General features: G+C 50.8%; 13 protein-coding genes. 7 read left to right on the forward strand and 6 right to left on the reverse strand.

Annotation, left to right across the window (positions count from 1 at the left end):
• Nucleotides 1-172: 172 nt before the first annotated feature.
• A complete protein-coding gene (locus tag ACYVI1_RS11995) occupies nt 173-1,057 on the forward strand; it encodes an OmpA/MotB family protein (RefSeq protein ID WP_460910282.1) in 885 nt (294 codons plus the stop codon).
• A 77-nt stretch (nt 1,058-1,134) separates the two neighbouring features.
• Here the strand turns inward: ACYVI1_RS11995 and ACYVI1_RS12000 are convergent, their stop codons facing one another.
• Both ACYVI1_RS12000 and ACYVI1_RS12005 read right to left on the reverse strand, forming a co-directional pair.
• Nucleotides 1,135-1,920, reverse strand: a complete 786-nt coding sequence (locus tag ACYVI1_RS12000; RefSeq protein ID WP_460910284.1) for a lipoprotein signal peptidase — start codon at nt 1,918-1,920, stop codon at nt 1,135-1,137.
• Between the two features lie 115 nt (nt 1,921-2,035).
• Nucleotides 2,036-3,256, reverse strand: coding sequence for a proline dehydrogenase family protein (locus ACYVI1_RS12005; RefSeq protein WP_460910286.1), 1,221 nt, complete (start codon nt 3,254-3,256; stop codon nt 2,036-2,038).
• A 277-nt stretch (nt 3,257-3,533) separates the two neighbouring features.
• On the opposite strand from ACYVI1_RS12005, the gene ACYVI1_RS12010 reads away from it, so the two are divergent.
• Nucleotides 3,534-4,637, forward strand: a complete 1,104-nt coding sequence (locus ACYVI1_RS12010) for a chorismate mutase (protein WP_460910288.1) — start codon at nt 3,534-3,536, stop codon at nt 4,635-4,637.
• Nucleotides 4,638-4,728: 91 nt separating this feature from the next.
• Here the strand turns inward: ACYVI1_RS12010 and ACYVI1_RS12015 are convergent, their stop codons facing one another.
• Together ACYVI1_RS12015 and ACYVI1_RS12020 are read right to left on the reverse strand one after the other, a co-directional pair.
• Nucleotides 4,729-5,676, reverse strand: a complete 948-nt coding sequence (locus tag ACYVI1_RS12015; RefSeq protein WP_460910290.1) for a DUF4249 domain-containing protein — start codon at nt 5,674-5,676, stop codon at nt 4,729-4,731.
• A 7-nt stretch (nt 5,677-5,683) separates the two neighbouring features.
• On the reverse strand, nt 5,684-8,095 hold the full coding sequence (locus ACYVI1_RS12020) for a TonB-dependent receptor (RefSeq protein ID WP_460910292.1): 2,412 nt from the start codon (nt 8,093-8,095) through the stop codon (nt 5,684-5,686).
• A gap of 224 nt (nt 8,096-8,319) precedes the next feature.
• On the opposite strand from ACYVI1_RS12020, the gene ACYVI1_RS12025 reads away from it, so the two are divergent.
• The 3 genes from ACYVI1_RS12025 to ACYVI1_RS12035 all read left to right on the forward strand — a co-directional run bounded on the left by ACYVI1_RS12025 (nt 8,320) and on the right by ACYVI1_RS12035 (nt 12,429).
• Nucleotides 8,320-9,660, forward strand: coding sequence for an NAD(P)/FAD-dependent oxidoreductase (locus tag ACYVI1_RS12025; protein WP_460910294.1), 1,341 nt, complete (start codon nt 8,320-8,322; stop codon nt 9,658-9,660).
• Between the two features lie 69 nt (nt 9,661-9,729).
• On the forward strand, nt 9,730-11,850 hold the full coding sequence (locus tag ACYVI1_RS12030; RefSeq protein ID WP_460910296.1) for a S46 family peptidase: 2,121 nt from the start codon (nt 9,730-9,732) through the stop codon (nt 11,848-11,850).
• A gap of 45 nt (nt 11,851-11,895) precedes the next feature.
• Complete coding sequence (locus ACYVI1_RS12035) at nt 11,896-12,429, forward strand: DinB family protein (RefSeq protein ID WP_460910298.1); 534 nt, start codon at nt 11,896-11,898, stop codon at nt 12,427-12,429.
• 91 nt (nt 12,430-12,520) lie between these two features.
• Here the strand turns inward: ACYVI1_RS12035 and ACYVI1_RS12040 are convergent, their stop codons facing one another.
• Both ACYVI1_RS12040 and ACYVI1_RS12045 read right to left on the reverse strand, forming a co-directional pair.
• On the reverse strand, nt 12,521-13,591 hold the full coding sequence (locus ACYVI1_RS12040) for an LLM class flavin-dependent oxidoreductase (protein ID WP_460910300.1): 1,071 nt from the start codon (nt 13,589-13,591) through the stop codon (nt 12,521-12,523).
• A gap of 439 nt (nt 13,592-14,030) precedes the next feature.
• Nucleotides 14,031-14,912 carry a PfkB family carbohydrate kinase gene (locus ACYVI1_RS12045; RefSeq protein WP_460910301.1) on the reverse strand — a complete coding sequence of 294 codons (882 nt, stop codon included), beginning with the start codon at nt 14,910-14,912 and terminating at the stop codon, nt 14,031-14,033.
• A gap of 186 nt (nt 14,913-15,098) precedes the next feature.
• Between ACYVI1_RS12045 and ACYVI1_RS12050 the strand changes: the two genes are divergently transcribed.
• Both ACYVI1_RS12050 and ACYVI1_RS12055 read left to right on the forward strand, forming a co-directional pair.
• Nucleotides 15,099-15,569 (forward strand): MarR family winged helix-turn-helix transcriptional regulator, encoded by a 471-nt coding sequence (locus ACYVI1_RS12050; protein WP_460910303.1) that lies wholly within the window; start codon nt 15,099-15,101, stop codon nt 15,567-15,569.
• Between the two features lie 172 nt (nt 15,570-15,741).
• Complete coding sequence (locus tag ACYVI1_RS12055; RefSeq protein WP_460910305.1) at nt 15,742-16,278, forward strand: phosphatidylglycerophosphatase A family protein; 537 nt, start codon at nt 15,742-15,744, stop codon at nt 16,276-16,278.
• Nucleotides 16,279-16,283: the final 5 nt, after the last annotated feature.

Genomic DNA, 16,283 nt, shown 5'->3' on the forward strand with positions numbered 1-16,283 from the left:
CTTTTAGCAGAATAATAAGGAAAAAATGCAACTATTATTGTTTTAGATGAAGAACTCTATGAAAAACCATTAACCAGAATCGTTTACTTTTGCGAAACGATTCACCCCAGTACCGACGGGGATCAATAAAACCTAACTTTTCGTTACTCTTTACTATTTTTCATTTAGTAGTATGAAACAAATTCTGATTGTTTTCGCAGCTATCGTGATGCTCGCTTCCTGCAACAGCAAGAAGCGGCTGGCTGAAATCAAAGCGTTGCAGGAAGCCCGTGATAAAGCCGTTACATCGTTGAATGATTGTGACCAGCGCACGGCTGATTTACGTTCCCAACTGTCGGCTAAAGACACGGACCTACAAGGGAAAGATAAACAAATGACCGACTTGCAGTCGCAGATCGACTACCTCAAGAAAACAAATACGAACCTACTGGACCGGATGTCGGATTTGTCGATTGTGAGCAAGTCGGGTGCCGAGAGCATTAAGAAATCGCTCGAAACGCTGAATGAGCAGACGAAATACACCAACAACCTGAACTCGTCTATTCAGCGGAAAGATTCGCTAAATCTGGCCTTAGTCATGAGCCTGAAACGGTCGCTCGACGACATCAACGATCAGGACGTACAGGTTGAAGTGAAAAAAGGGGTCGTGTATGTCTCAATTTCTGACAAACTACTGTTTAAATCGGGTAGCTATGACATCACGCCAAAGGCTGAAACTGTGCTGGGCAAAGTGGCGAAAGTTGTAAATGACCATAAGGAACTGGATATTCTGGTAGAAGGCCATACGGACGTTGTGCCCATTTCAACTGCGTCGATCAAAGACAACTGGGATTTGAGCGCTTTGCGGGCTACGTCGGTTGTGCGAACGCTCCAAACCAAATTCGGGGTAATGCCTGAGCGCATGACCGCCGGTGGCCGGTCCGAATTTGCGCCGAAAGATGATAACACAACCCCATCCGGTCGTCAGCAAAACCGCCGGACGGAAATCATCATTACGCCAAAACTCGATCAGTTCTTCAACCTCATGTCGAGCGGTCAGGCGGGTGGAAGCAAGTAGTAGGTCAACTTTAATAAAGTTTACTAAAAAAGACCCGTCCGAAATTCGGACGGGTCTTTTTTTAATATGCCTATCAACTAATCCACACGTTTCGATTCGTCGGGTAAAACCGATTCGGATTCAGAGTCAGTTTGCCGGTCGTTGTCCGCAGGTAATTCGCTTCTGTCATCATGCTCATGCGGGGCCGGCTCCTCGTCGTCATGAACAAATTCAGCAGCGGGCAGCACAGACGCTTCAACTGGGTCAGGTCCCGAAACCGGCAATAAGCTGTCTTCAACGTGTTGATCGCCGAAGAACCGACGCTGAAAAAATAAAATCAGGCAGACGCCAATGAAAATACACGAATCGGCAATATTAAAAATGGGTGTCGAATAATATTGACCGCCCCAGACCGGGACCCAGTCTGGAATAAATCCCTCCCATGCATCCACGAAAATCATGTCGATCACCTGCCCATGAAACCAGGGCGTTGGCGAGCCGTAGGGTGCATTATTCAGGAAGACACCATAAAACGTACTGTCGATAACATTCCCAACGGCCCCGGCCAGAATCATGGCCATTGCCCACAGCAGGCCATTGGGCGCCCCCCGATGCGCCAGGTTTACTAAATAATAGCCGATGCCGACCATAGCGAATAGCCGAAAAACGCTAAGCAGCAGTTTACCGTACTCATAGCCCAACTGCATCCCGAAGGCCATACCGGGGTTTAACACATAATGCAATTTGAGCCAATCGCCAGCAACCTTAATCTGGCCCGCAAAACCAGGAGCCATATAGGTGTGTACCGCCAGCTTAACACCCTGATCGAGCGCAATGAGGATCAGCGTCAGCAAAAAAAATTTGAGGGGATTTTTTCGAATCATAATAAAAAAGTTGGCACAGCATGGCCCCGGATCGCCCGGCTTGCATGGCTGTGCCAGTCATTTAGACAAAAAAACGCAGCCAACCCAATCGTAGGTACTGACTGCATTAGACCACTTAATGCCGACAACTTTTCCGGCGTTTCAACTCATCGCTAACCAGTGTGAACTCCCGGCTGCTCTGTCCGGCTATAGATTTATTCTCCTCTGCCCGACGGAACAAATACGGCATGACGGTTTCGACGGGACCATAGGGCACATATTTAGCCACATTATAACCTGCCTCGGCTAAGTTATAGGAAATATTATCGCTCATTCCCAAAAGCTGGGCAAAATAAATATGCGGGTCGCCCGGCTCAATGCCTAACTGCTTCATGTGGTCTATGCAGTACTGGCAACTAAACTCATTATGGGTTCCGAGGCAGATCGAAATGATGTCGCGGTTTTCCAAGCAGAAATCAATGGCGTCGTTAAAGGCCCGGTCGGTGTCTTCTTTCGTTGCCTGAATCGGGTCCTGATACTCCTCTTCGTGTGCCCGAAGCCGCTCTTTTTCGAGGTAGGCTCCACGCACCAGTTTCACGCCTAAATAATACCCTTTAGCGTGTGCTTCAGCCGTGTCGCGCCGGAGATGATCGAGACTTTCCCAGCGATACATCTGATACGTATTATAGACAACGGGCTGCTCATGGTTGTAGCGGTCCATCATCTCATAGGCCAGCGTATCGATGGTGTCCTGAATCCAGCTTTCCTCGGCATCAATAAAAATACGCACCTTCCGTTCGTGGGCACGCCGACAAAGTGTATCGACCCGTTTCATCACCCGGTCGAACTCCGCCTTTTGATCTTTATTGAGCGAATCACCAATCTGAACCGCTTCGAGCAGGTCGGTCGAGGCAATGCCGGTCACTTTAAAGACGGAGAAGGGAATATCAGCCGATTGGCTGGCGCGTTCGATGGTACGCAGTATTTCGAGGGCTGTTTCGTCGAAACTTTTTTCGGTTTCCTCGCCTTCAACCGAGTAGTCGAGGATAGTTCCAACGTGCGAATTGTGCAGATGCTGAATGGCTTTTTCGCAATCGCGAATACTTTCGCCCCCACAGAATTGCTCAAAAATTGTGTTTTTAATCAGGAATTTTATGGGAAGATTCAGGCGCAGGGCAATCTTTATAAAAAAAGTCCCTAAATTTACCAGCCATCCCTGATTCATCAACGCAAATAACCAGTAGGTCTTTCGGAGTTTGAAATCCGACTGGGATGAGAAAGCAATCGAAGTGTCTTCAAATGAAACGGGGCTGGGCCCTTTTTTTACATCTGTAAGGCTCTGGACTGTCTCCGGCATTAGATTACTTCGGTTCGACATATCAGTGCTCCTGTTGGGCAGTGCTATTTGCATAGCTGTAAGTGCGCGTCGGTTAATCCGACCGAAATATATAACGAAATTTCGGTCAATCGGTTAAAATGTACCTGCGCGTCTTGTTTCAACAAGCTAAAACAGTTTTAGACAAATGAAGGAACCAGCTTGAAATACAGCTAATTCCCTCTGCAAATATACCATAAAATCAGATTAAAAGTTCCCTATAGAGTAAGCCGTATTACTCGCTTATTACGCGTAGATTATGAAAGTAGAATTAGCTGTAGAGCCGCTTGGGTCGTGGATTGAGACCAACGGCAAACCCCTGATCATTGCCGGGCCTTGTAGTGCCGAGACTGAGGATCAGTTAGTAGAAACCGCTCGCCAACTGAAAGCATTAAATGCGGTTCATGTTATTCGTGCGGGCGTCTGGAAGCCCCGTACCCGTCCGGGTAGTTTTGAAGGCATGGGCGAAGCAGCCCTTCCCTGGATTCAGCGCGCCAAAGCCGAAACGGGTTTGCCATTTGCGGTGGAAGTGGCCACACCCCAGCACATTGAGTTGGCGCTGAAATATGGCGTGGATATTCTGTGGATTGGCGCCCGCACAACCGTGAATCCGTTTAACGTCCAGGAAATTGCCGATGCCCTGCGGGGTGTTGATGTGCCGGTGTTGGTAAAAAACCCGGTAAATCCTGATCTGGCCCTGTGGGTTGGTGCGTTTGAGCGCATTGCCGGTGCCGGTGTTACCAAGCTGGGCGCTATTCACCGGGGGTTTGCTACGGGCGAAGCCAGCAAATATCGCAACATACCCATGTGGCAGATGGCGATTGAACTGAAGTCAATTTTTCCGCAGTTGCCGCTCATTGGCGACCCAAGTCATATGGCCGGTAAACGAGCCTATCTGAACGAACTGGCGCAGATGGCTTTAGACCTAAACTACGATGGTCTGATTGTCGAATCGCACATCGACCCCGACAAAGCCTGGAGTGATGCCGCTCAGCAATTGACACCGGCGGCTTTTGGCGACATGCTCGATCATCTGCAGATTCGGCAGGTTGAGTCGCAAAATATAGAGTTTCAGAGTTTTATGGAGCAGTCACGGCGCAGCATCGACAATGTTGACCGTCAGATTGTTGAAATGCTGGGCGCCCGCATGGCGCTTGTGGAGCGGCTGGCCGAATACAAACGCGACAATAACGTGACGCTGTTTCAGCCCGACCGGTGGAAAGAAATCCTGAAAACCCGCGTCGAACTGGGGCAAAAGCTGAATCTGTATCCTGAATTAGTGGAGGAAATCTACAAAATCATCCACATGGAGTCGATTCGGAAACAAACGGAAATTATCCATAGCGCAACCCAAAGCGTGTAGTTTTTGAGTCATTGGCAACGTGGGTGGTGTAAGGGAAAGGTGTATAGAGCTTCTATACACCTTTCCCTTACACCACCCACGTTGCGTTTTGCTACTTTAGCATTACGGTGAGGGATGCGCTGTTATAGCCCGCAAAACAGCCTAACCCGCCTTCGATATTGCCTGGAATTGGGACCGGTTCGGCAAAGGGATTATTACGCGACCGCCTTTGTCGAATGATAGCCTCCTGATAGCGGTAAAGAGTTTGCTCAAGACTCAATAGGTTGACCGTCACAGAAGCCGTCTTGTATTGGTCATAAAAACCGGTCTGCTGACCGCCGGTTGATGAGGACGAGGTCATATAGCCCCGTCCGGAAAGCATCAGCGTACCATCAACGCCACTATCAGAAAGCAGGTCCCGGTTATCGTCCTGGAAGGATAAAGGGACATTTCCAGATTGGTCGGCCTGACAGGTTGAACACCGGGTTGTATAGCGAAAATTGCCCGTAATCTGGTAATAATTAGTCTGTTCGGGGGGGTCCTGCCAGAGACTCCGGATAAAATAACGGCGGACCTGATTACGGCCCTGGTTGTCCATTAACGAATCGAAGGAGAGAACTGAAGGGGCAACCGGCCGGGGTATGGTGCAGGTGCTCCTGGCTCGCTGCCCGTTGGGGGTCGTTACCGTAAGGGTATAAGTTCGACTGGCAAGGATGGGAAAAAATCGGGTGCTGGCTTTATAATAGAGCTGATTTGGGTTGCCGGATGGGCTGCTGTTGTAGGGCAGAACAAGGGTTCGGTCTCCATCCGTGAGCGTGACCGTGGCGTCAGGAACATTATTGCCGGTTTGCAGGAGACTAACGCTATCCCCAACTACAGTAGCCGAACGGGTTACTTTTACGGCCAGCACCGTATCCTGTGGCGATAAAAAGCAGGTCACTACTAATTTAGACGATTCCAGCCCTAATTGACCGGGATTAACTTCGTTTCGCAGGCTGCTGCATCCGAAGAAAAGCGGTGATAACGCACACAGTATCAGGAAAAATGAAACGGGTTTCATAGGCCGGTCAGAATTTGAAATTATAGCTTACCGCCGGAACAATCGGGAAAACAGAGTACCGAAACAAAGCCGTCCGACTGGGTTCAGTTCTCGTAGCGGTTACCGACTCGAGCCTATAGAAAAATGGATTTCGGCGATTGTATAGATTATAAAAACTAATTTCCCAGGTGCGTTCGTGGTGTTTTTTCTGTTTATGAAACTGAATGCTGGCATCAAAGCGGTGGTAGGCTTCGGCCCGAAAGCTGTTTTTTTGGGTTCCATAATCGTCGACGGTTCGGTTTTGCTGGAATAGTTGACTAATCTGGCCCGTGTTGCTGAACGTTGTACCCCCTAACCGGTAGGTATCATACCGCCCAACGGGCACCGTCAGTGCGTTGCCGGTGCCATACACCCAGGTTGCCGAGAGGGTAATCCGTTTGCTGAGTTCATAGATGCCAACCAACGAGAAGTCGTGCCGCCGGTCATAGCGCGGGTAGTAGGGTTGGCCGCCGTTAAGTTCGGCAAATTGCCACTGTGTCGAGGAGAGGGTGTAGCCTAACCACCCCGAAAGTCGGCCAACTTTCTTTTGCAGCAGCACTTCCGCGCCATACGACCAGCCCCGCCCGGTTGTTACGTTGTCTTCCCAGCGCACGCTGTTGGCCGCCGTCGGGTCATTGATAAGCAGAAAACTGGCGCCTTCTTTATAGTTGATGATGTTGTCCATGGTCTTGTAATACCCTTCTACCGTCAGGGTTAACCCTTTGTCAATGAAGTCTTTCGCCATACCAACTGCCACCTGCTGCGATTGCTGGGGTTTCACCCGGTCGGTGGTGGGTACCCACAAATCGGTGGGCAGGCCAATGCCGGTGTTCGATAGCAGATGCACATACTGGTTCATGAGCGCGTAGGAAGCTTTCACGGATAAATTGGGTTTGAGCGTATAAGCCGCCGAAATGCGGGGTTCGGGCCGAACGTAACCCACGTCTTTCTGCTGGAAATAACTAAGCCGAAGCCCGCCATTCACGCGCCAGCGGCTCGATGGTCGCCAGGTATCTTCGGCATAAATGCCCGACTCAACTACGTCAATGTTATTGATGTTGTCGATAGCCTGATTGATCGTCGCATTTTGCAGCACAACCGCGCTGGGCGTAAAGCGGTGATAGGTACTCTGAATCCCGGCCCGCACCGAATGGGTAGGTGTTGGGTAATAATCGAAATCGTATTTCAGCGAGAAATCCCGAATGCCGGAATTGTACCGAAGTGAATACGTTTCGGTGTCCTGCAAACTCTTCTCCACCGCCGAAATCTGGAATTTATAATCGCTGAAAATCAGGGATAGGTTGGCGAATACCTTTTGGTTGAAGAGGTGATTCCAGCGGAGGGTGCCCGTTGCATTACCCCAGCTCAGCGCGGTTTCGGTCCGGTTAACCCGCTCATCAGCATAGAAGCGGTCGCGGCCGAAGTAGCCGCTGAGATACAGCTTGTTCTTCGGCCCGAAGTCGTAGTTGGCTTTGGCATTGAGGTCGTAGAAATAATAACCTGCATTGGTCGTCCCGCCCGACTCCGCCCGAATCAGGGGAGCGGCCAGCACGTCCAAATACGTCCGCCGACCCGAAATTAGAAACGACGCCGAACGCGGCCCGGCTTTTTTGTTTTTTGTCAACGGCCCTTCGAGCATCAGCCGGGAGGCAATCAGGCCAATGCCGCCCTCGCCATGCAGTTTTTCTTTATTGCCATCCTTCATGTTCAGGTCGATAACCGACGAAAGCCGCCCGCCGTAGCGCGCCGGAAACCCACCTTTTATCAACTCGACGCTTTTGATGGCATCGCCGTTAAACACCGAAAAGAAGCCAAACAGGTGATTCGCATTATAGACGACGGCATCATCTAAGATGATGAGGTTCTGATCGGGACCACCCCCGCGCACGTAAATACCCGTTTGTCCCTCCGAGCCTTTTTGAACGCCCGGCATCAGTTGCAGCACTTTCAGCACGTCTTTTTCACCCAGAAACGCGGGTATCTTTTTTATCTGCGACACAGGAATGTCGATTACACTCATTTGGGCGCTTTCGCTTACCTTCTCACCCGTTGCGCCCGCCTTCACGTCTACCTCCGCCAGCGCCTGACCGGGTGTGAGCAGCACGTTCTGCGTCCGATTATTCCGAAGGGCAAGGGTGCGGGAAATGGTGGTGTATCCCACAAACGAATAAGCCAGCCGGACACTATCCTGAGCGGGCAGCGTCAGCGAATAAAAGCCATAGGTGTTGGTGGTGGTGCCGGTCGTTGTGCCGGGCAGGTAAACATTCACGCCAATTAGAGCCTCCAGGCTGCCTGTTTCCCGAACGTAGCCGCTCACAGTAAATCGGCCAGGCGAACTTTGCGCCCATAAGCTATGGATAGACAGGGCAAAAGCGAAGAGGATTTGTAAACGAAAGTGCATAAAGTGAACTGATTCTGGATAAGAGGAGCACAAATGAAGCGGTAGGATTGGAACAAGGCCACCAGTTGCCAGCCCAATCGCTTTTTTTTCCAGCGAAGAAATCATAAAACAAAACGACGAAGCCGGTTATCAATTGTTCACTTTTGGTGTTATAATCCAAACAAAACATCTGATTACAAGGTCTATAGTAACGGAAATAATGGGTGTTTCAATCCTCAAAAATTATGCTTCAATTCGATAAACTTTCGCTCAATATACCCGAAACAACCAAACCCCGCGTCGTCATTATCGGCGGGGGATTCGGGGGGATGAACTTAGCCAAATCCCTGCGCGATACGGATGTACAGATTGTGCTGTTCGACAAGCAAAACTACAATGGATTCTGGCCGCTGCTGTATCAGGTGGCCACGGCTGGCCTGGAGGCTGACGCCATCGCCGAACCCTTTCGCAAAATGTTCGATGGCTACGAGGATTTTCATTACCGCATGGTACGGGTTAGTAAAATTGACCCGGCAACCAAAACCATCACAACCCTGATTGGGAACTTGCACTACGATTATTTAGTGATTGCCAGTGGCACAAAATCGAACTTCTTCGGTAATGAGCAGATACAGAAATATGCATTTCCACTCAAAACCATTCCCGAAGCCCTGAACGTCAGAAGTCAGTTTTTGCAGTGTTTTGAACAGGCCAGCGTTACGACCGACCCCAGCGAGCGCCGAAGCCTGCTCACGTTTGTGATTGCCGGAGCTGGCCCGACGGGCGTAGAAATGGCCGGGTCGCTCGCCGAAATGCGGAAACACGTACTTCCGGCCGATTATCCGGGCCTGGATTTCAGCGAGATGTGCATCTATATTGTTGAAGGATTGGGCAAAGTGTTGCCCCCGATGTCGGACGAAGCCGGTCAGAAAGCGCAGCAGTACCTCGAAGACCTCGGCGTGATTATTAAACTAAACACCTTTGTTGAGTCGTATGACGGGCAGACCGTAACGTTCAAGGGGGGCGAGCAGATTAGAACCCAAACGCTGGTGTGGGGTGCGGGCGTAACGGGTGCGCTCATCGAAGGAATTCCGGCAGAAGCCATCGAAAAAGGACGTGTTTTAGTCGACCCCATCAATCGCGTACAGGGCCTGAGCGATGTATTTGCCATCGGCGATATTGCCCTGATGAAACTGGAGGACTATCCAAAAGGGCATCCCGGTGTAGCGCAGCCCGCCATTCAGCAGGGCGTTCATCTGGCCAAAAACCTCCGCCATATACTGAAAAGCGAGCCAACCAAGCCTTTTAGTTACTTCGATAAGGGGTCATTGGCCATTGTTGGCCGGAGCCGGGCCGTTGCCGATTTGCCGGGTAATGTTCACCTGAGCGGGTTCATTGCCTGGATGGCGTGGCTGTTCGTCCATATCTGGTATTTAGTGGGCTTCCGTAGTAAGTTGATAGTGTTCAGCAACTGGATGTATCGACTATTCACCTACCAGCGCGGCACCCGCATCATCATCCGCCCGTTTGTTCGGAAAGACGATAAAGTCGGGCAGGAAATTGCCGAGCAGAACGCAATCGGGTAATTCTTTCAGCCCACTGCTTTAGCGGTGGGTTTAGTTATTTTTGTTTTTCTATCAATTTCGTTTTCCCTGATGATACGAATCCTTCTCCGCCCGGCCGCGCTGTCGGCGATGCTCATTATTGCTTTTACGAGCCTCGTGTTGGCTCAGCCAATGCCGACCACTACCGACACTACCCAGGGCGGGCCGCTCGATTTGGGCAAGATGTGGACGTTTGATAATCCGCCATCAGCCTATTTCCAGAAGACCTACAACTTCACACCCGACGAGAAATGGTTTGAAGAAGCCCGCTTAGCCTCCCTGCGGTTTGCCGATTATTGCTCGGCTTCGTTCGTGTCGGCTAATGGGCTGGTTATGACGAATCACCACTGCGCCCGCGAATCAGGGACGGGTGTTGCCCGCAAAGGTGAAGACCTGAACGCTACTGGTTTCTTTGCCAAAACAGCCGCCGAAGAACGGAAAGTAAGCGGACTATTTGTCGATCAGTTGGTAAAGGTTGAGGATATCACCAAACGGGTTCAGGATGCCATGACGAGTGGTGGTTCGGAACAGGCTCAATTGCAGGCCCGCGAACAGGCGTTTTCGACCATTAAGCAGGAATATGGGCAAAAAGAAGGCTGGAAAGGGCTTGAACTACAGACCATCGTGTTTTATAATGGGGGTCGGTATTCGATTTACGGCTTCAAACGCTACACCGATGTTCGGTTAGTGTTTATGCCCGAACTGCAGCTTGGTTTTTTCGGGGGTGATTATGACAATTTCACGTATCCACGCTATGCCCTCGATTGCTCGTTTTTTCGGGTATACGATAACGGCAAGCCCTTGAAAACCAGTCATTTTTTTAAGTTTAATCCCAACGGTATTCGTGAGGGCGAACCGATTTTCGTGATTGGCAACCCCGGACATACCGAACGGCTTAAAACCGTAGCCGAACTCGAATTTGATCGCGATTTTCAAACACCTGCCACGATTCAACTCCTGCGGAATCGTTCCAGCGCGTTGCAGGCTTACAATGCAACGGCGAAAAACGACAGCATTCTGAACGAGATTTTTAGCTACGAAAATAGCCTGAAAGCCTACGGGGGCCAGCTCAACGGACTACGCGATGCCAGTTTACTGGCCCGGAAAGCCGTTTTTGAGAATCAGTTTAAAGCAGCCGCCAAAGCCAAAAACCTCGCTGCCGACCAACTTAAAACCTGGGACGATATTGCTGCTAATACAACCCAGCTACGAACCCTGTTCAATGATGCTAATTATCTGGGACCCAGCGAACGCACGATGGGCGAGTTGATGACCTTCGCCAATGTGGTTACGCAGTTTAGCGAGTTGCTGGCTTCCCGCCCGCAGGATGCTGAACGGGCCCGTTCGCTCATGGTGGTGCCGAATGTGAAAAACCTCGCCCTCGATGAAGCGTACCTGGCGGCTCACCTCACCGAAGCTCAGGCCGGATTAGGCAATAATGACCCTTATGTGCAGGCGGCATTAACCGGCCCCGATGGTAAAGTCAGGACCCCTAAAGAAGCCGCTGCCTACCTCATTAAAAACACCAAACTCACCGACCCAGCCTTCGTGAGCGAACTGGCTACGCGCCCGAATGCGGCCAGTTCGTCCACTGATCCAATGCTGGTTTTGGCCCGGATTGGTTTTCCGCGTTATGTAGCAGCCGCCCGGCAGGCCCGGCAACTGAGTCAGCGGCAGGAGGTGTTGCGCGGTCAGTTAGGCCGGATGCTGTACGACGTGTATGGAAATGCCGTGCCGCCGGATGCTACGTTTTCGCTGCGAATCAATGATGGCGTCGTGAAATCATACGACTACAACGGTACGAAAGCTCCTATATTGACTACGTTTGCTGGCTTATACGACCGCAACTATTCCTTTGCCGACAAAGCTCCCTGGAACCTGCCCGCCCGCTGGAAAAATCCGCCAGCCGCCCTGCTGAAAGAACCCATGTGCTTCATCTCAACCAACGACATCATTGGCGGAAACTCCGGCAGCCCGATGATTAACAAAAACCGCGAAGCTGTCGGGCTGGCCTTTGATGGAAACATGGAAAGTTTGCCGGGTGAGTTCATTTTCGTGCCCGATGCCAACCGGACAATCTCCGTGCATACCGGCGGAATCATTGCCGCCATGCGGTATATTTACAAAGCCGACCGGTTGGTGAATGAACTAATTGGGGTACAGAAAAAATAACCGATGGGAACGCTTTGGGCTGGCGTTCCCATCCACCACCTTCTTATGACTAAATCCGAAATTCCGGTAATGCCGAAGTTTTTCGACCGATATATCAATCTGGCCGAAAACAACCTGTTGCTCATTGATGCGCTGACACAAAATGCTTCCTTTGACAAACTAATTCCTCTCCAGACAGTGGAAGCACTTGGCGATCTCCGGTATGCACCCACTAAATGGACGGTGAAGGATATTGTGCAGCATGTTATTGATAACGAGCGGATTATGAGCTACCGGGCACTGCGTTTCGCCCGCAATGATCAGAGTTCGCTGCCGGGCTACGACGAAGAGTTGTTTGGTCAGTTTGCCACCGCATCACGCCGGAGCATTGCTGATTTATACGATGAATACGCCGATGTTCGGCAATCGAGTCTGCATCTGTTTCGTAGTTTTGACGACGAGATGCTGCTGCGAAGTGGTATCTGCTTTAATCAGACTATCTCGGTGCTGGCGCTTGGCTTTGTGCTGGTTGGCCATACTACGCATCACGTCAATATCATCCGGGAACGCTACCTGCCGCTACTTACTCCCATTAACTGAGGTATCTTCGCCAGCATCCCGGTTCAGGGCTGCCCATACCCCCAAATGACACGTGCCTACTTCGCCAATGCGCTGGTAAGGATGCTTAAGCCTATGGTTTAAGGTTTTTAGGGGTTGCCATTTCGAGCAGAGCAGGCTGGTTGTGAAGTAGTGGGGCCACCCGCGTACCGATCAATTCAATGGACTGCATTAGTTTCTCGTGCGGCAGGGCGGCATTATCCATCTGGAACGTGACCCGGTCAATGCCGCCGAGTGCTTCGCTGTGACGGGCGATTTTTTGGGCTACTTCATCGGGATTACCCACCAGCAGAGCGCCCCTGGGGCCAAGCAGTGCATTGAAGTGCTCCCGCGTAACTGGCGGCCATCCCCGCTCCCGACCGATTCGGGTAAAGGTTTCGGCGTAGCCGGGGTAGTAATCAGCGATGGCTTCCTGAGTGGTGTTGGCCACGTAGCCCAGCGAGTGCAGACCCACCCGCAATTGCTCTGGTGCGTGCCCCGCCCGGCGGCCAGCTTCCCGGTACAAATCGACAAGCGGACGGAAACGGTGAGTTTCTCCTCCAATAATCGCAACCATCAGCGGCAGACCCAGCGCACCGGCCCGAACAAACGATTGGGGTGTGCCGCCTACGCCTAACCAGATGGGCAGCGATTCCTGCATTGGTCTGGGGTAGATGCCCTGACCAGTTAGTGCGGGCCGGAAATTACCCGACCAATGAACATACTCGTTCTCCCGAATGGTCAGTAGAAGATCGAGTTTCTCAGAGAAAATCGCGTCGTAGTCAGCGAGTTTCAAACCAAAAAGGGGAAATGACTCAGTAAACGAGCCGCGCCCAACGACCATTTCGGCCCGCCCCGAGGAAATCAGGTCGAGGGTGGCGAAGTTCTGAAACACGCGCACCGGATCGGCAGCACTCAGCACGGTTACGGCGCTGGTTAGCCGAATCTGGCTGGTACGGGCTGCGGCTGCCGCCAGAATGACAGCAGGGGCGGAGTCGAGAAACTCCCGACGGTGGTGTTCGCCAATGCCAAAAACGGCTAAACCAACCCGGTCGGCCTGCTCGATTCGGTCGAGCAACTGCTGCATCGCTTTTGTGCCCCCCAGAGAAAGGTCGGCGCCGTTGTCAGGGGATACGGCCGCAAAACTATCAATACCAACTTGCATACGAATATCTATTAAGTGAAACGACCCGACTAACCGGTCTGCCAGCGTTAATGGGGTTAATACACCCGGCCGATCCAGCTTTGCTGCCTGACCTGCCCAACTATGCTACCCCGTTTGAACACCCCCTATGCCGGTGATGGTTCACGATGCGGGAAGACGTCGATCGGCTTCAGGCCAACTGAATTGGTCAGCCGTGTTTTATGTAGCAGAAGCGTTGATCTATGTAACTCCGGGTGACGCCACCCTCCCGACCTTTGTTCCGGAAAACAATCAACTTCGTTCAGGATAATAGACGTATTGTGAATACGATCAAAAAAGTGTCCTTAGCAGGGGTACCGGCACGTTCGATGGTATTTTGTCTGAATCAAGTGTGTTCGATAACATCAGGCGGTATCTGGCCGTGACCACTGTTTGTTGTTCAGGCCGAAGCAAACCAGAGTCAGACTCTTACACGACTTGGTTTAAGCAGTTCGGTAACCAAATCGGGGAGGCCGGAAAACGGACCGAATGAAGCAATTTTCAAGGTGGCCATGGCGGCTCCAAATTCGCCGGCCTCCTCCACGCCAGCGCCTTTCACGCGTTTTGACAGGTAGCCTGCCATGTAGGTATCTCCACAACCGGTAGCGTCAACAACGGCTTTTGGGGTGAAGGCCGGAATCTGATAAAAGGTGCCCTGCGTGAAAATCAGTGATCCTTCGCTGCCCAGAGTTATGATCACCTCCGGTACGCCCAGGTCAGCCAGATAGCGGGCACCCTCGTGTGCATTCTGCTGGCCCGTAAGCACTTCCATTTCAACTTTATTTGCCTTAAGAATGCCTATTTTAGGCAGCACAGCTTTTTTTTCGGCCCAGTCCCGATACACTACTTTCCGGTTGATAACATGCCTCAGATAGCCCTGAATATCGACGGAAACCAAGCCTTTCTCAGCCAAATCCGCAAGGAGCGCCGTGGGTATATCATCGGCCAGCAATGGCCCTAAATGGAATAGTTTAGCCGTTATATCAGGCAGTTGAGCCGTACTGAACGGGGCTGCTTTTGCCAGAACATTCTGGTCCCGGTGGTCCTGGTCAGCCGCATAGATGTTTTCAAAATAAACGGTATGGCGGCTTGGCAGCGTGTAGATCGTGATTCCTTCCGCCCGCAAATCATCAACAATTTGGTGTTCCTGGGGGGCCAGTGCCGTTATTAATCCATACGATACCGCTGAATGTACCAGCGCTTTGGAGAAATAAAAGGAGGTGCCACCGGGCATGTATTTTACGGATTGTGGCGTCACAACCTTGTCTAATGATATGTGGCCGATGGTACAGATGTCGAGCATGATGACTATTTGTTGGCAGTTGAACTTAAAAAATTACGCAGATGAGGTAAGACCCCAGTGTGTGTTGATTAACCCGCTTTACCGGGTGCCCTGGCTTCTTAACAGAAAACAGAAAAAAAGGTGTCAATTTTAGTTAATTATTTAACTAATTCTATCAGCTTTGCGTTTCTTCTTTACGTAACAGCCATGAACGACGATAAGTCTATGAGGACTGCTGAATCAATTGAAGTACAAAAAGAATTTGCCCATATAGCCAGTCAGGTCAATGTCGCCTTTCGGCAGTTTGTTCAACAAAAGCTGAAAGAACATAAAATCGATTTGACTTTCGAAATGCTGCAGATTATGAAATATCTGTGGGAAAATGACGGGGCTAATCAACAGGAAATTGCCAATGCAACGCTAAAAGATAAAGCAAGCCTGACCTGCCTGATTGACAATTTAACCCGGCGTGAATTGGTATACCGGCAGGAAGACAGTAGTGACCGACGCAATAAACTCATCTTTTTAACCGATCACGGCTGGCAACTTCAGGCGTTGATTCTTCCCTGGGTGAAAGAGATGTATGCGGCCGCTAATGCAGACATACCCGCCTGTGAGTTTACGAAGGCTATGCAAATATTGCGTCAGGTGATTACTAATTTAAAATGCCCCAAATGAGCAGTCACCTCAAAATAGGTTAATTCTTTATGGAAATAGTTAAATATTTAACTGTAGAGGATTAAATTATTTCCATTGTGACTGTCAGGAATTAATTAGTCTTAAGGACACTCAAAAACAGCCTGATGGATCAAAATGTTGTTTATCAAGTGGTTAAATATGATTACAGGCAATGGGGAGAAAATCTATTTTTAGTCGACACGCACCTACCCGCCCGACCACCGGTTTAGCCGTCCATAAGTTAATAGCGACGGCTCTTGGTATTGGCTACATCCGTAAAGGTGGTGGCACCGTAGCCTCCGTTTTGTGCTGTGGTGTCTGGTATATGGCTTGGTCTGGTATAGGGCAGTCTGGGGCGTCTCAGACCGGTGATTACCCATTTTTTGCACCTATCCTAATAACGAGCCTGATTATAGCCGTGGGCATCTGGTCGGCTACGGTGGTTGAGCAGCCGTGGGGGAAAGACAGCTACCGGGTGGTTATTGACGAAATAGCGGGAATGAGTCTCAGTTTGCTATTCGTCCCGATTCATCTGAAAAGCCTGCTGGCAGGGTTGTTTCTGTTTCGCCTGTTCGACATCCTGAAACCGCTTGGCATTCGCAGGCTGGAAAAGCTGGGCGGGGGATGGGGCGTTATGCTGGACGATTTGCTGGCTGGCCTTTACACCAATTTAGTGTTACAGAGCGCCCTGGCGTTCGATATTCTATAAAACCA

This window comes from Spirosoma areae (genome assembly GCF_054781775.1).

Bases quoted from the DNA above. Each gene is read 5' to 3' on its own strand.
- ACYVI1_RS12055 (WP_460910305.1), top strand. From the start codon at position 15,742: ATGGGGAGAAAATCTATTTTTAGTCGACACGCACCTACCCGCCCGACC.
- ACYVI1_RS12050 (WP_460910303.1), top strand. From the start codon at position 15,099: ATGAACGACGATAAGTCTATGAGGACTGCTGAATCAATTGAAGTACAA.
- ACYVI1_RS12010 (WP_460910288.1), top strand. From the start codon at position 3,534: ATGAAAGTAGAATTAGCTGTAGAGCCGCTTGGGTCGTGGATTGAGACC.
- ACYVI1_RS12025 (WP_460910294.1), top strand. From the start codon at position 8,320: ATGCTTCAATTCGATAAACTTTCGCTCAATATACCCGAAACAACCAAA.
- ACYVI1_RS12020 (WP_460910292.1), bottom strand. From the start codon at position 8,095: ATGCACTTTCGTTTACAAATCCTCTTCGCTTTTGCCCTGTCTATCCAT.
- ACYVI1_RS12035 (WP_460910298.1), top strand. From the start codon at position 11,896: ATGACTAAATCCGAAATTCCGGTAATGCCGAAGTTTTTCGACCGATAT.
- ACYVI1_RS12005 (WP_460910286.1), bottom strand. From the start codon at position 3,256: ATGCCGGAGACAGTCCAGAGCCTTACAGATGTAAAAAAAGGGCCCAGC.
- ACYVI1_RS11995 (WP_460910282.1), top strand. From the start codon at position 173: ATGAAACAAATTCTGATTGTTTTCGCAGCTATCGTGATGCTCGCTTCC.
- ACYVI1_RS12030 (WP_460910296.1), top strand. From the start codon at position 9,730: ATGATACGAATCCTTCTCCGCCCGGCCGCGCTGTCGGCGATGCTCATT.
- ACYVI1_RS12015 (WP_460910290.1), bottom strand. From the start codon at position 5,676: ATGAAACCCGTTTCATTTTTCCTGATACTGTGTGCGTTATCACCGCTT.
- ACYVI1_RS12040 (WP_460910300.1), bottom strand. From the start codon at position 13,591: ATGCAAGTTGGTATTGATAGTTTTGCGGCCGTATCCCCTGACAACGGC.
- ACYVI1_RS12045 (WP_460910301.1), bottom strand. From the start codon at position 14,912: ATGCTCGACATCTGTACCATCGGCCACATATCATTAGACAAGGTTGTG.
- ACYVI1_RS12000 (WP_460910284.1), bottom strand. From the start codon at position 1,920: ATGATTCGAAAAAATCCCCTCAAATTTTTTTTGCTGACGCTGATCCTC.